This is a genomic window from Burkholderia sp. Ac-20365 (genome assembly GCF_017104715.1).
In the GTDB taxonomy this organism is placed as follows: domain Bacteria; phylum Pseudomonadota; class Gammaproteobacteria; order Burkholderiales; family Burkholderiaceae; genus Paraburkholderia.
Map to the genome: position 1 here is coordinate 54,911 of NZ_JAAGPI010000005.1, position 14,193 is coordinate 69,103.

The following is a 14,193-nucleotide window of genomic DNA, read 5'->3' on the forward strand; positions in this document are numbered from 1 at the left end:
GAACGAAGCTCGCGACGCCGAATACAATCATGGTCTTGTCCATGTAGAACAGATCGTCGTCGATACCGGCATAACCGGCTGCCATGGAGCGTTTGCTGACGATGGCCGGACGTTACTCGAATGGTAAGGAGCCGACGCCATATCCTCAATGACGTAGATGCAATGAATTCGGCCACGCCCGACCGTGCGTGGCAATTCGCAGATGTGCCCGGGAACAAGGCTCTTTGATCACCAGCGGAATGCGTAAGCATTGCTGCGCGCGATGAGCGCCAAAGTATTACGCGGCGCTAGATGGCATTGCGGCGCACGGTCTGAGGCGGCTGCCCCAGTGTGCGCAAGAAAGCGCGCCGCATACGCTCACGATCGGCGAAGCCCGTCTCGTATGCAATGGTTTCGATCGTATGGCGTCCCTGCTCCAGCATCTGTCGCGCGGCTTCGACGCGGAGACGCTCTACAGCCTTCGCTGGCGTTTGACCTGTTTCATCACGAAACGCGCGGCTAAACTGCCGCGAGCTTAAACGTGCCGCTTCGGCGAGTTCTTCCAACGACAGCACGTTCTTCAGATTGGCCCGCGCGTAGTTGATCGCATTTTGAATCCGGTCTGTTTTCGGCGACAACTCCAGAAGCGTCGAATACTGCGACTGACCACCGGCCCGGCGATGATAGAGGACAAGCTGGTGCGCAACGGAGCGTGCGACCTCAATCCCGTGGTCATATTCCACCATTGCTAACGCCATATCGATTCCGGCACTCATTCCGGCCGATGTCCAGATATGACCGTCCTGAACAAAGATCCGGTCCGCGTCTACCTGAACTTCAGGATAACGTCGCTCCAGTTCGGCAGCCTTCATCCAGTGAGTCGTCGCACGGCGATTCGCCAGAAGTCCCGCCTGGGCCAATATGAATGCACCCGTGCATATGGCGGCGATCCTTGGCGTCCTGGCGACTGCACCGCGCAAGTACTTGACCAACCGGGCCGATGCTTCCGGAAGCGCTTCACCGCCGCAAACGATGATGCTGTCGAAGGACGATCTTCCGAGCGGCTCGCTCTGTACTGAAACGGCGGCACTCCCCCGGATTGTGCCACCCGCTTCGGAACGGATTGAGACCTCGTAGTGCTGTACACCGAGGACACGATCGGCGACCTCGAACACTGAGCTGGCCGCAAGACAGACCAGCTGGAAGCCCGGATAAACGATAAAACCAACCTTGTGCATGGCTGACATCCGATGGCGAGATTGGTGGCAATTATGACATTGTCGCCACGCCGGGCAACCCCCAGACTGATGAGATCGGGCACCACCCGTTTGACGGACGCGCGGCTGAACGCGACGACCAGATCGTCGGCATTTATCGCGCTCGCAATCTTCTACAGAATGGAGAACTTCAATGTCCCGGCTCAACGATAAGACCGCCATCATTACCGGCGGCAACTCAGGTATTGGCCTCGCTACGGCCAAAGCATTTCTCGATGAAGGCGCGGCCCGCGTCTATCTCACCGGGCGACGAAAGGCAGAACTGGAAGAAGCGGCGCGCGCGTTGGGAACGCGCGCTGTCGCCGTTCCGGGTGACGTCACCCACCCTGCGGACGTCGATCGTCTCTGTGACCTTGTGAAAGCGGAAGTCGGACACGTCGACGTCGTATTCGCAAACGCCGGCTTTGCAAAGCCATCCCCGCTCGGCAATCTGACCGAGGAACACATCGACGATCTTCTGAACACCAATGTCAAAGGAGTGATTTGGACTGTGCAGAAAACGCTGCCATTGGTTCGCGCGGGCGGCTCGATCATTCTTACTGGCTCGATTGTCGGTAGTAAGGGATTTAGCGGCTGGAGCATCTATAGCGCAACCAAGGCAGCCGTCCGCTCTTTCGCTCGAACATGGGCGTCTGACCTCAAGGGCAAGAATATCCGTGTGAATGTCGTGAGTCCCGGTGTCATCGAAACGCCCGGACACGACAAAATGGGCATCACAAAAGATGAAGTCAGCGGCTTTTTCGATTTCGCTGCCAGCGTCACGCCACTGGCACGAATTGGTCGTGACGACGAAGTCGCGAAGGTCGCGGCCTTTCTTGCATCCGACGACAGCAGCTTTGTGACTGGCAGTGAGTTCTTCGTCGACGGCGGGATTGCTCAAATCTGACGCTGAAACTAACCCCTTAAGCGAATTGCCACACGCCGCCCCAATAAAATGCGCGCGGCGCGTGGCATCGCCTGACAACAGGACAGCACCCACATGTCATCCGCTAACGAACTGATCAACGAATTCTTCGATTGCCTGAGTAACCTCGACACATCGGTCGACCGATGCGTCGATCTCTTCGCCGATGATGGTGTTTTCGAGTTCCCCTATTTTTCGACGCTCGGCATGAACACCCGATTCGAGGGAAAAGAGGCCGTCCGTGAAGTGCTCAATCTCATCCGCTCGCGCTTCTCTTCGTTCACTGTATCGAACATCAGCATCTACGAATTGAAAGGAGGACACGGCCTTTTCACTGAATATCACACGGATGGGTTCATCAACGATACGGACCGCGTGTACGCCCAAGACTATGTGACGCATCTTCTCGAAGAAGGTGGAAAGATCAAGCTGCTGCGCGAATATCTCAACGTGATATCCACCGCACGAATGTTGTTCCCGAATGGTCTCGCAGACGTGCCGGCAGCGGCCAGCGATTAACCCGTTTTCTTCTCTCGCGCCTGATCCAGTGCCAGCTTGACCGCCGTGGACCGTATGGGTAAGTGACGCATTCTTACGCCTACGGCGGCAAATATCGCATTTCCGATGGCAGGCGCCACGACGGTGGTTGGCGGCTCGCCCAGCCCGACTGGCACTTCGGCGCTCTCCACGAAGGCAATATCCATCTCGGGAACATCTGCCATGCGTAGCGGCGTATACGTATCGAGGTTTTTGTCCTTCACGTTTCCGTTCTCGAACTCCGTCCCTTCGTAGAGCGCCATGCTCAATCCCCACAAGGTTCCGCCCTGTGCCTGCGCCATTGCGCCGTCGGGATCAATGATGGAACCGGCGTCAATTTCCATCCAGAGCTTCTGGACGGTGACGAGTCCCGTCTGCCGGTCGACCTTGACTTGAGCTACGCAAGCACACCAGGTCGGCATCTCGCGCTCCTGTCCGAAGGAACTGGCGAGGCCCAACCCGGTATCGGGCGGCAGCGCCCGTCCCCATCCGGCGCGCGCGGCGACACGGCGAATCACATTGGCCTGCCGCAATGCGCCGCCGACCGAATTCGGCGCCGCGCCCGCATTGCGGCTCGTGGCAGTGAGATGCCGCAGGCGGAACGCAACGGAATCGACACGTTGTACATGGGCGACTTCGTCCATGAAGGACTCGAGTGCCCAGTTCGTCCAGCCGGGGGCTACCGCACGCAACCACCCCGGACGAAAACTCTTCTGCGCCAGATCGTTATTGATCGCGCGAACACGTAATGCGCCCACTTCGTACCAGTGATCTGCTCCCGAAATGGAAAACGGGTCGTAGGTCGCGCCATTGGTGCCCTTCTTCAGATTGCCTGGAAACACAGTCAGACTGGGCCAGCCAGCGACGGCCACATGCTCCATCGCTGTCGTCTTGCCATCGTCGTTCCATCCAAGACGTAGCCGCTGCAGCGTGGGCGAACGAAGCGAATCGAGCCGCGTATCGTCTTCGCGAGTAAGCACCATCTTGACCGGGCGGCCGAGCTTCTGTGTAGCTAGCGCTGCGGGGACTGTGTAGTCACCGTTCAGCCGGCGGCCGAATCCGCCGCCAATCAGATAGGTTCGCATGACAATACGATCCGCCGGAACCCGAAGGGCCTTTGCAAGTACTGGAAGAATAAAACCTTGCGCCTGATTACCCGTGTGAATCTCGAATACGCCGTCTTTCTCGAACGCAACTGCATTGACTGGCTCGAGCTGAAAATGGAGGACGCCAGTGGTCGTATATTCTCCTTCGAGTGTTCTTCTGGCGTTCTTGAGCCCGCCGTCTACGTCCCCTCCACCCGTATCGAGCAACGCACCCTGACTGCTGTCGGCAATTAGCGCGGCCGCATGATCGAACAGATCCTTCTCGGACACCGTCGACGTGTCTCCGCTTTGCCACGTGACCTTGATGAGATCCGTGGCACGCAGCGCCGCATAGTATGATTCGGCCAGCACCATCACCCAGCCTGGTACGGTGTTAGAAGGGTCGTCGAGCGCTATGCTTCGAAGATAACCTTTGACGTTACGTGCAGCGCTATCGTCGATTGAAATGACTTTCGATCCGTAGCGAGTGGGCGGTAACTTCGGGCGGCCATAGACCATGCCAGGAATGTCCACGTCGATGCCATAGACAGCCGTACCGGTTGTCTTGTGCGGCACATCGAGTGCGCGGGTCTGCTTGCCGATCAAGGTACGACTGGACGCGGGCTTGATCGGCAATGCTTTCATCTCATCGGCTGAAAAGCGTCGTCCCAGGTTTCCGCGACGAACGATCTCTCCGTAGCCAATCGAGCGCGTGCCTGCGTGAACGGCACCATCTCGGGCAGTACATGCCGCGACAGGCGCGCCCAGCAGTTTTGCGCCTTGCTCGATCAGTGCAACACGCCCCGCCGCCCCTGCCCGGCTGAACACCGGGAAGGTCGCCCACACGGACGTGCTGCCGCCCGTCACCATGAACCCCCATTTGGGATCGGTATCCACGCCGACGATCCTGACCGTGTTCCAGTCGGCTTCGAGTTCATCGGCGAGAATACGCGCGATCGCCGTACCGATGTGCTGGCCCATCTCGGCCTTCGGCACGTTCACCGACACGATCCCGTTGTGATCGATTCCAAACCATACAGTTGGCTCGAAGATCGGCCCCGTCGATTCAACCGTATCCCGCTGCGCGCTGCTGAACGCGTTTAACGCCGAGGCCGTGTTCGAAAAGCCGAACAGCGCGCCGGTTGCAACCGTCGCAACGAGAAAGGAGCGCCGCGAAAGATTGATGGTCTTGCCTTCGACGCTTCGCTGTATCCGACTCATGCCTTGCTCTCCGTCATTGCGCGCGCAGCCTGTTTGATTGCCTCTCGAATGCGGGAATACGTCATGCACCGGCAAAGATTGCCCGTCATCACTGCATCGATATCTGCGTCAGTGGGTTCAGGAAAATCCTTGAGCATCGCGGCTGCCTGCATGATCTGACCTGACTGGCAGTAGCCACATTGCGGAACCTGGATGTCTCTCCATGCGCGCTGAACGGGATGCTCGCCTTGTGGATGCAGCCCTTCGATCGTCGTAATATCGGCGTCCTGGACCGCGCCGAGTTGCGTCACGCAAGAGCGCGTGGGCCGGCCACCGACATGGACCGTGCACGCTCCACACATTCCGATCCCGCAACCGAACTTGGTTCCCTTCAACCCAACCTCGTCCCTGATCACCCATAGCAGAGGCGTTTGCTCCTCCGCGTTGAGCGTGACGTTCCGGCCATTGATACGTATGCGAGTCATCGAATTTCTCCTGGTCCTGCGGCGCGAATCGTTGCGACCTGTTTCGCAAGATCCGTCCATGGCGCTTTGTCGGTACGTGTGTTTCGCAGATATGCGGCGATGGTCGCGACGTCTTCGTCAGTCATCCCGTGCGCAAAGCCCGGCATCACAATGCCGCCTCCGCCCTCTTTCGCACTGACGCCGTAAAGGATCACGCGAATCAGATTCGACGGATCATCGAGGAACACCGCGCTGTTGAGGCCCAGCTCGGGTCGGTTCGGGTTGACGTCCGGCGCCCGGTTGTAATGGCACGAAGCGCACGCCGACACGAATAGACGGCCGCCCGCGTTCCTGATCCGGGTCCCGTCTTGCGCATCGATGGCCAGTGCCGACGTCACCGCTGCCGCTGCGTGATCAGCCCTCGCATCGCCCGCGCCGAGTGATTCGACGTAGGTCACGATTGCCTTCTGATCTTCGGGGTCGAGAACGGCCAGTTCATGCGTCACCGGCGACATCGGACCTGCCGCTGGACCGTGATAGCGGCTGATACCCGTCGTCAGATAGTCCGATAACTCTGCCGACGTCCAGGGTACCGGCGACGGATTAGCCGCGGTCAACGGTGGCGCATACCATCCATCAACGGCTGCGCCCTGGTACAACCGATTCGTCAATTCCTCGCCCAGCGGCCCACGCGGCGTATGACATGCCGAGCAGTGACTCAGGCTCTCTGCGAGATACGCGCCCCGATTCCAGAGTGGTGACTTATCGGGTTGCGGCTCGAATCGCGCTGGATGAAAGAACAACAGTTTCCATCCTGCCTGGAGCGGTCGAAAGCCAAACGGAAATGGCATCTCATTGGGATGATTCTCGGCATGCACCGGCGGTCGGGTCATGATGTACGCGTACAGCGCGTGAACGTCCGCATTCGACAGCTTCGTGAAGTGGTCGTATGGGAACGCCGGGAAAAGATGTGACCCGTCACGCGCCACGCCTTCGTGCATTGCACGCAGAAACGCTGCTTCCGACCATGTACCGATGCCCGTCTCGCGATCCGGCGAGATGTTGGTGGAATAGATGGTGCCGAAGCCGGTTTTCATCGCATAGCCACCTGCGAAGGGTTTCCCACCGGCGACGCTATGACAGCTTGCACAAAACCCTGCTGCCGCGAGGCGCGCACCTTGCTCGATCAGGACTGGCGAGAAGCTCGAAGAATCCGGCGTGGACACTTCGGGAATAGCGGGCCGCCAGGCAAACGCAGCAAATCCGCATATGCCAACGACAACCACGGCCGCGACATACGCGATGACACGCTTCATTCGACTGCCCGTCGACCGTGACGACGCTGGCTCTGCTTCCGGCATGACATGATTTCCTTTGGATAGCTAACTTTCTACAACCGTGAAGGTACCCGCCACCGCCAGGCTTCGGCATTCAAAGAAATCCAACCACTACCTGAAGCAGGACCGGCGAATAACGTTCAGCAACGCAGCCATTCTCGCGGTATCAATCCGCACTCACAATGTCGTATACCCAACGATTCAGGCCATTCACTGCGCCGTCCATCCGCCGTCGATGCGCAGACTCGTGCCGGTGATCATGGCCGCGGCAGGCGACGCGAGGTACAGCACGGCTGCTGCGACCTGGTCAGCGGGAAGCAGACGGCCCATCGGGATTCGATCGAAGACCCAACGGTTGAACTGCTCGTTCTCGAAGAATGGCCGGGTCATCGGGGTATCGACGAAAGTCGGCGCCACGGAATTCACGCGTATTCTCGGCGCAAGCTCGATCGCGGCTGCCTTCGTCAGACCTTCCATTGCATGCTTCGTCATGCAGTACACGGATCGATCAGGCGCACCGACATGTCCCATCTGTGACGAAATATTGATGATGGAGCGGTCACCCGCATCATCGCTTTCAAGCATCTTGCGAACAGCGGCACGTGTTGCCAGAAACGTCGCTCGTACATTCAGGCCGAGGACGAAATCCAGATCCGCCGTTTTGACGTCTGCGAGCCGCGATGGAATATTGGTGCCCGCGTTATTGACGAGGACGTCAAGCGCAGGGAGATCAGAAAACGCCTGCTCCAACTGATCGTCTTTCAACAGATCGCACATCACGGGCGTACACAAACCGCCCTTTCGACGGATCCGGTCAGCAATCTCATTCAATTCCTCCGCGCCCCTGCTGAGCAGATAGACATGCGCACCCGATTCGGCAAGCAAAACAGCGATGTCCGCTCCGAGACCACGGCTCGCACCCGTCACGACAGCGGTCTTTCCATCAAGCCTAAAAAGTCCGTTCGACATATTTCTCTCTAAGGTTCATGTTCGATTGATCGGCTCGCGGCTGCGCATGTCCACACCGTGCGTCCCTTGAACTGCGAAAGCCCATGCGAGGGAAGGCGTGCAGAGTCACGCACAACCAGATGACCCGTCACGATGCGTGGTACAGCCAATTGGTCGCGGTCACTCAAGGCGTCGATAAGAAGCGAGACCGCGTTCTCAACCATCTCATCCAGGGGCTGTGAAAACGTTGTCAGCCGGTATGCGGGCGAAGCGGCGAGTTGAATGTCATCGAAGCCCACGATCGACACCTCTCTGCCCACGTCCAGTCCAAACTCACTGCGCGCGACATCGATTGCTGCCATCGCCATCTGATCGTTCGCGCAAAAAATCGCGTCGGGGCGCCGCGCGGTCTTCAAGAGAACTCTGGTGGCACGGGATGCATCCTCAAGCGAGTAATTTCCGTGCACCTTGAGCGGCGGCCTCGCCCCTTTTTGATGGAGTTGCCACCGGAACCCTGCTTCCCGATCACGACTCGTCGACGACGAATCGAGACCCGCCATGAATGCATAACGACGATGCGACGCAGCTACCAGAAAGGCAGCGATACAGGCTGCACCTGCCCGGTTATCTCCTGTCACACTCGATGCGGCATTGCTATCCGTCTTCCGGTTGACCATCACGACAGGCAGGCCGACCTCCGCACACTCTTCCGCCAGGCGCGACGACAGTTGCGCCGAGACGAGTACTAGCGCATCGAGTCGATACCGAAGGATTTCTTCGAGAATGGGATCGGCAGATGTTCCGTAACGTGCCGTGAACAGCATCACGCGATAATCCTGCACGGAGAGCGCCTCGGACAGCGCATCGACAAGCGCGGCATAGAACGGATTGGTGAGCCCCGGCACCACGACGCCAACAATTTTCGACCTCCCTGTTATCAGGGAGCTCGCGATCAGGTTCGGCCGGTAGCGCAACGCAGCAGCGGCGGCAACGACTTTCGCACGTGTCTGCTCAGAGACGCTCGCGCCTGGCGTGAATACCCTGGACACCGCCGACTGTGAAACGCCCGCAAAGCGAGCGACTTCGTGTGCCGTTACGCGCCGCCGAAGCTCCCGCAGTTGCATCATCTGGGGAAGATCATTGATCGCCTGGTGTTTCATGTTCTGCCTGCCTCAGGCGTCATTCGCACCGGTCGCGGGAACGAACGTATGCGTTGGCGGCGCTTTCGGATCGTTGGCGACGCGCGCGAACAGCGCGCACACCAGCGTGATGCCAGCCGCGATCATCGCGAAGATGGCCACTGGTGTGTAATCGGCGTATCTGGCGAGCAATGCCGTGGCGATCAGCGGCGTGGGGGCGCCCGCGACCAGTGCGCCTAACTGGAAACCTATCGTCACGCCGCTGTAGCGCACCTCGGGGCTAAACATCTCCGCAAACCACGCCGCCAGAGGCGAGAAGACTGCAGCATGGGCAATGCTCAGCACCAGAATCTCGGCAAGCAGGATAAGCGTCGGATTGCCAGTTCCTACCAACTGGAAGAATGGAAACGGCGCCACCACTGCAACCAGTGCGCCGAACACGACCACCTGCTTGCGCCCGACCTTGTCGGATAAGGCGCCAAAAAATGGCTTGGTCAGCAGCTCCAGCGCGGCCGCGATCAGAATGGCGACCAGCACCGTCTTTCGAGGCAAGCCAAGATGGCTTGTCATGTAGGTCAGACCGAAAGTCGTGAATACGTAGTACAGGATGTTGTCGGCAAAGCGCAGTCCGGCTGACAGCAAAATCGCCCGCGGAAAACGTCGCACCGCTTCTACGATCGGCAGTTTGACGGTGGCGTCGGTGTCGAGAACCTTCCTGAAAGCGGGCGGCTCTTCGATACGCAGCCGGATCACCAGTCCAATCGCGACGAGTACAGCACTGAACAGAAACGGAATGCGCCAACCCCACGCCAGGAAATCGGCTTCCGGCAGACGGCTGGCGAGTTCCATTCCGCCCACGGCCATGCACAGCCCGGCAGGAAGACCCATCTGCGGAAAGCTGCCATAGAGGCCCCGCCGGTTCGGATTCGCATGCTCTACGGCAATCAGCGCAGCACCGCCCCATTCGCCTCCCACCGCCAACCCTTGCACGATGCGCAGCAGGATCAGCAGAACCGGAGCGGCCAGCCCAATGTGGCTATACGAGGGCACGAGACCGATGAGGGTGGTGGACATTCCCATCGCAAGCAGCGTCGTGACAAGAACAAACTTGCGCCCGACGCGATCGCCGAGATGCCCTGCAACGATGCCTCCGAACGGTCGCGCGATAAATCCGACTGCGAACGTGCCGAACGCGAGCAACGTTCCCGTCAAAGGATCTCCGCCGGGGAAATACAGCTTGCCAAACACGAGCGCCGAGGTGATTCCGTACAGAAAGAAATCAAACCACTCGATGGCGCTTCCAATAAAACTGGCGATCGCAATCGTCAGCATCTTCGGTGACGAATGCCCTGCCTCGGTCGAACGCTTGGTATCCAAACCCGTCTCCTAATGCATAGGTATGCAACTATTTATGGCCTTACCCACAACGCCTGCCAACGATGCTGTCGATCACGCGTAGGGCGGATCGGGCAACTGTTTGCCGCCGCGAATGATGAATTTGGGAACGTATTCGAGTAGCCCGGTCTCGATACGATCTTCAGAAATGCCGGCGAAGTCGCTGAAAATTGCACTCACTTTCTTGACCAGTGCGAGCTTCGCATCGTCAGATCGGCCCGCGCGAATGTTGCACATGATGAGCGTATCGCCGCCCGGCTCGCCGCCTACATAGCTGCTCTCGGAAGCAAGATCGTTGAAGATCACGCTGATGATTTCCAGCGGGGACTTGATGGTCTCGTTGACGGCGATCGTGATCGCCTTAGCAATCTTCCGTTTGACGTCGACGTTCAGACCGGCGCGTGTGTTGCAAACGATAATGGGCATTACAAATAACTCCTTTCTGGAGATGAATCGGTGTGCTGTCTAAGACCCCGCCTGAATACGTATGCAATTTTCTGAAGGCTGTATCAGGCGTTGATTGCGAAAGGATCGACCACTCTGTTGCATATACATCTATATTGGCGCAATTTGACGGAGAAAAATATGCCTCCCCCCTGTATTCACGCCTTGTTCGGAGCTCACTACGGCGCAATCCATTGAGATGTAGCTACAACTGATGTATATGCATCAGTCTAGTAAAGTTAAATATGCTTTCAACCTGGTGAGTACCCGTACCAACGATTCTCTCGAAAGGTGCTTTGCTGCAAGGTTCCAGGGCCTGAGCGAACCAGTTTCGCGTCGATTGGACGTTCCGCGCCCGGCAGTGATACGATAGTTGCATATACACCTCACAATCTTCAGAGGATTGGCAATGTTCACTGAATGCTATTGCACCCAGTTCAGGCGTTCGGCCAATGCGTTGACGAGTGTCTATGACGACGCTTTGCGCCCGGTCGGCTTGAAAATCACCCAGCTGACGCTTTTGCGTGGCCTCGACCGGTTAGGCGAGGCGACCTACAACGATATTGCGAGCGAACTCTCGCTCGACAAGACGACGATCTCGCGCAACATCAAGCTGTTGATCGACGCTGGATGGGTTGATGTATCAAGCGACGAAGATGCGCGTTACAAGCTGGCGAAGCTCAGCCCCGCCGGTGCTCGTATGTTGAAAGACGCCGAGCCATACTGGCGCGCGGCGCAGACTCAGGTCGAAAAGGAACTCAAAAAGTACCTGAAGGGACCTGCAAAAGCGGTGCTTCTGGAAGCACTCGAAACGCTTCAACAAGTTGGCGGCGAGCGTTAGGCAGCCATGAGTTCGACGCGACGTCTTTGACTCAGAATCTGCTCAACCGCTTCACGGCGAGCGGGAACGGCCTGCGCGCAATCCCGTCGACGCCTGTCAATCGTCAGGCAGGTACGGCCGTTCCATACGGTACCTCGCGATTACCGAAGCGACGCACGCGAATGTTGGCCTGCTCGCCGTGTGCAATCATGCCTTCGATCGCGCACAGCCGCGAACAGTACGATCCGATCAGCGCACTCGCTTCATCCGTCAGCACCTTCTGATACGTACAGGTCTTGATGAACTTGCCGACCCAGAGTCCGCCCGTATAGCGCGCCGCTTTGCCCGTCGGCAGCGTGTGGTTCGTGCCGATAACCTTGTCGCCGTACGCGACATTGGTGCGCGCACCGAGGAAAAGCGCGCCGTAGTTCTTCATATTGTTCAGGAAGTAATCCGGGTCGCGCGTCATCACCTGAACGTGCTCGGATGCGATGCTATCCGCTACCGAAACCATCTCCTCGAGCGTATCCGCCACGATCACAGCGCCGTAGTCGCGCCAGGAGACACCGGCCGTGTTTGCCGTCGGCAGAACTTTGAGCAGGCGCTCGACCTCCGCGATGGTGTCCTTCGCCAACTGCAATGAGTTTGTGAGCAGAATCGCCGGCGTGTTGAAGCCGTGCTCCGCCTGGCCGAGAAGGTCCGTCGCGCACATTTCCGCATCGACGCTGTCGTCGGCGATTACCAGGGTCTCCGACGGTCCCGCGATCAGGTCAATGCCGATGCGACCAAACAGTTGACGCTTCGCTTCCGCGACGAACGCGTTGCCGGGCCCGACCACCATTGCAACCGGGTCGATCGTCTGCGTGCCGAGCGCCATTGCGGCGATGGCCTGAACACCGCCGAACGTGTAGATTTCGTCGGCGCCACCGAGATGCATCGCCGCGACCACGGCCGGATTCGGCTTCCCACCGACAGGCGGCGATGCAGTGATGATGCGAGGAACGCCAGCAACCTTCGCCGTCACGACGCCCATGTGTGCAGAAGCAACCAGCGGAAACTTACCGCCTGGCACGTAGCACGCGACGCTGTCGACGGGCATGTTTTTATGGCCGAGAACCACGCCCGGCAGCGTCTCGATCTCTACGTCACGAATCGACTCGCGCTGTGCCTGGGCGAAGTTTCGCACCTGAGCCTGCGCGAACTTGATGTCTTCGAGTTGCCCCGGCGACAGCGTGCGCACACAGTTCGCAATCTCGTCGTCCGACAGACGGAAGCTTTCGGGCGACCAGTTATCGAACTTCGCCGAGAGTTCGGCGACTGCTACGTCGCCGCGCGATGCGACATCGGCGAGGATACCCGTGACGACGTCACGAACCTTGGCAGCGTCTTGGGAGGAGTCTTCTGCGCTGCGACCGTGCTTCAGATACTGGATTGCCATTTGCATTTCCTTTTTGCGGGTGACGGGAGCAGGCTGCCTGACGTGGAGCGCTTGCCGTGTGGATGCAAATGTAGCGCAACTTTTTATGCAAAATTTGCGCAAATGCTCCAGAATTACCCTAGACGCCGGGTATGACACGATCCGGCAACGTCTGTATCAGACCCTTTCATGCAAATCTATGCAAACCAAAGCACGAACATCGGGACGCTCGAGGCCGTCCAAAGTCAGGCTTGAAGATGTTGCCGGGCGCCTGGGTATATCGGTCTCGACGGTGTCGCGCTCGCTAGCCGGACACCCGGCAATCAGCAGCGAGACGCGCAGCGCGGTCCAGGCCGTCGCTGCGGAACTGGGTTACAGGATGCCGTCGCAAGGCCGGTCCACGCGAAAATCCGCGACCAAACTCATCGGCGTGGTGGTCGGTGCGTTGCATAACCGCTTCATGACGCTGTTGTTGACCCACCTCCATGATGCCCTGCAAGAGTTCGATTATCAGATCACGCTGATGATCGATTCGATGAACGATCCGGAGAACCTGCTGGCGTTTCGGCCGTTGATCGACGGATATCTCGACGGGATGATTTTTGCCACCGCCACGCTCGACTCACCGGTCGTAGCGGAAATGCAAAGAAGGGGGATTCCGCTGGTGCTCGTCGTTCGCTCCGTCGACGATGTTCGCGTGGACACGGTGGAGGTCGACAACGTCCACGCAGGCACCATTGCTGCCGAGCACCTTTATCAACTGGGTCATCGCCGGATCGGGCTGGTGATGGGCGCGCACAACACGTCGACAAGCAGAGACCGCGTGAAAGGGGCGCTTCAGTGGCTGGAGGAAGCGGGCATAGCGCCCACGTCAGTGCCATTGGTGTTCTGTGACTACACCAGCGAAGCGGGATATTCCAGCGCGATCGCAATGTTGAGCGACGCCAATCGCGTCACCGGCATCATCGCCGGAAACGACACGATCGCGCTTGGTGTACTCGAGGCAGCGAAGAGACAGGGCATTGCAGTGCCACAACAACTCTCGGTGATCGGCTTCGACGATATGCCGTTGGCAGGTTCACCCCTGGTGGGATTGACCTCGATCCGTCAGCCCGTCGAAGCGATGGCGCGAACCGCCGCGCGGCGTCTCGTCGAGCGCATTCGAGCCGGAGGTATGGGTGCACCGGTTCACGATGTCTTGCCGATTCAACTGGTACGCCGCGAAACGACGGGACCGGCAGGCTGAT

General features: G+C 58.7%; 13 protein-coding genes and 1 pseudogene. 4 read left to right on the top strand and 10 right to left on the bottom strand.

The window, feature by feature from the left end; translation table 11 throughout:
* Window positions 1-10: 10 nt before the first annotated feature.
* A pseudogene (locus G3O01_RS45275) lies at window positions 11-121 on the bottom strand (NAD(P)(+) transhydrogenase (Re/Si-specific) subunit beta); the annotation flags it as partial.
* Between the two features lie 166 nt (window positions 122-287).
* Complete coding sequence (locus tag G3O01_RS11465) at window positions 288-1,217, bottom strand: GlxA family transcriptional regulator (protein ID WP_205804750.1); 930 nt, start codon at window positions 1,215-1,217, stop codon at window positions 288-290.
* 172 nt (window positions 1,218-1,389) lie between these two features.
* Here G3O01_RS11465 and G3O01_RS11470 point away from each other — a divergent pair, with 172 nt between their 5' ends.
* Both G3O01_RS11470 and G3O01_RS11475 read left to right on the top strand, forming a co-directional pair.
* Entirely contained in the window at window positions 1,390-2,142 is a 753-nt protein-coding gene (locus G3O01_RS11470; RefSeq protein WP_205804751.1) for an SDR family oxidoreductase, read from the top strand.
* A gap of 93 nt (window positions 2,143-2,235) precedes the next feature.
* Window positions 2,236-2,679, top strand: a complete 444-nt coding sequence (locus G3O01_RS11475) for a nuclear transport factor 2 family protein (protein ID WP_205804752.1) — start codon at window positions 2,236-2,238, stop codon at window positions 2,677-2,679.
* Here the strand turns inward: G3O01_RS11475 and G3O01_RS11480 are convergent.
* The 7 genes from G3O01_RS11480 to G3O01_RS11510 form a co-directional block, all read right to left on the bottom strand.
* Window positions 2,676-5,003: a molybdopterin cofactor-binding domain-containing protein gene (locus tag G3O01_RS11480; RefSeq protein WP_205804753.1), complete on the bottom strand. Its 2,328-nt coding sequence runs from the start codon at window positions 5,001-5,003 to the stop codon at window positions 2,676-2,678. The genes G3O01_RS11475 and G3O01_RS11480 overlap by 4 nt on opposite strands.
* The gene (locus tag G3O01_RS11485; protein WP_205804754.1) at window positions 5,000-5,467 is read right to left on the bottom strand and encodes a (2Fe-2S)-binding protein; all 468 of its coding nucleotides are present in this window, start codon (window positions 5,465-5,467) and stop codon (window positions 5,000-5,002) included. Before G3O01_RS11485 ends, G3O01_RS11480 begins: the two co-directional genes overlap by 4 nt.
* Window positions 5,464-6,762 carry a cytochrome c gene (locus tag G3O01_RS11490; protein WP_205804755.1) on the bottom strand — a complete coding sequence of 433 codons (1,299 nt, stop codon included), beginning with the start codon at window positions 6,760-6,762 and terminating at the stop codon, window positions 5,464-5,466. Before G3O01_RS11490 ends, G3O01_RS11485 begins: the two co-directional genes overlap by 4 nt.
* A gap of 231 nt (window positions 6,763-6,993) precedes the next feature.
* Complete coding sequence (locus tag G3O01_RS11495; RefSeq protein WP_205804756.1) at window positions 6,994-7,752, bottom strand: SDR family oxidoreductase; 759 nt, start codon at window positions 7,750-7,752, stop codon at window positions 6,994-6,996.
* An 8-nt stretch (window positions 7,753-7,760) separates the two neighbouring features.
* The gene (locus tag G3O01_RS11500; protein ID WP_205804757.1) at window positions 7,761-8,891 is read right to left on the bottom strand and encodes a LacI family DNA-binding transcriptional regulator; all 1,131 of its coding nucleotides are present in this window, start codon (window positions 8,889-8,891) and stop codon (window positions 7,761-7,763) included.
* A 12-nt stretch (window positions 8,892-8,903) separates the two neighbouring features.
* Window positions 8,904-10,247 carry an MFS transporter gene (locus G3O01_RS11505; protein ID WP_241023856.1) on the bottom strand — a complete coding sequence of 448 codons (1,344 nt, stop codon included), beginning with the start codon at window positions 10,245-10,247 and terminating at the stop codon, window positions 8,904-8,906.
* Between the two features lie 72 nt (window positions 10,248-10,319).
* Window positions 10,320-10,691 carry a tautomerase family protein gene (locus G3O01_RS11510; RefSeq protein ID WP_205804758.1) on the bottom strand — a complete coding sequence of 124 codons (372 nt, stop codon included), beginning with the start codon at window positions 10,689-10,691 and terminating at the stop codon, window positions 10,320-10,322.
* Between the two features lie 475 nt (window positions 10,692-11,166).
* On the opposite strand from G3O01_RS11510, the gene G3O01_RS11515 reads away from it, so the two are divergent.
* Complete coding sequence (locus G3O01_RS11515; protein WP_241023857.1) at window positions 11,167-11,550, top strand: MarR family winged helix-turn-helix transcriptional regulator; 384 nt, start codon at window positions 11,167-11,169, stop codon at window positions 11,548-11,550.
* Between the two features lie 103 nt (window positions 11,551-11,653).
* Here the strand turns inward: G3O01_RS11515 and hisD are convergent, their stop codons facing one another.
* The gene (gene hisD, locus G3O01_RS11520; protein ID WP_205804759.1) at window positions 11,654-12,967 is read right to left on the bottom strand and encodes a histidinol dehydrogenase; all 1,314 of its coding nucleotides are present in this window, start codon (window positions 12,965-12,967) and stop codon (window positions 11,654-11,656) included.
* A 58-nt stretch (window positions 12,968-13,025) separates the two neighbouring features.
* On the opposite strand from hisD, the gene G3O01_RS11525 reads away from it, so the two are divergent.
* On the top strand, window positions 13,026-14,192 hold the full coding sequence (locus G3O01_RS11525) for a LacI family DNA-binding transcriptional regulator (RefSeq protein WP_346779171.1): 1,167 nt from the start codon (window positions 13,026-13,028) through the stop codon (window positions 14,190-14,192).
* Window position 14,193: the final 1 nt, after the last annotated feature.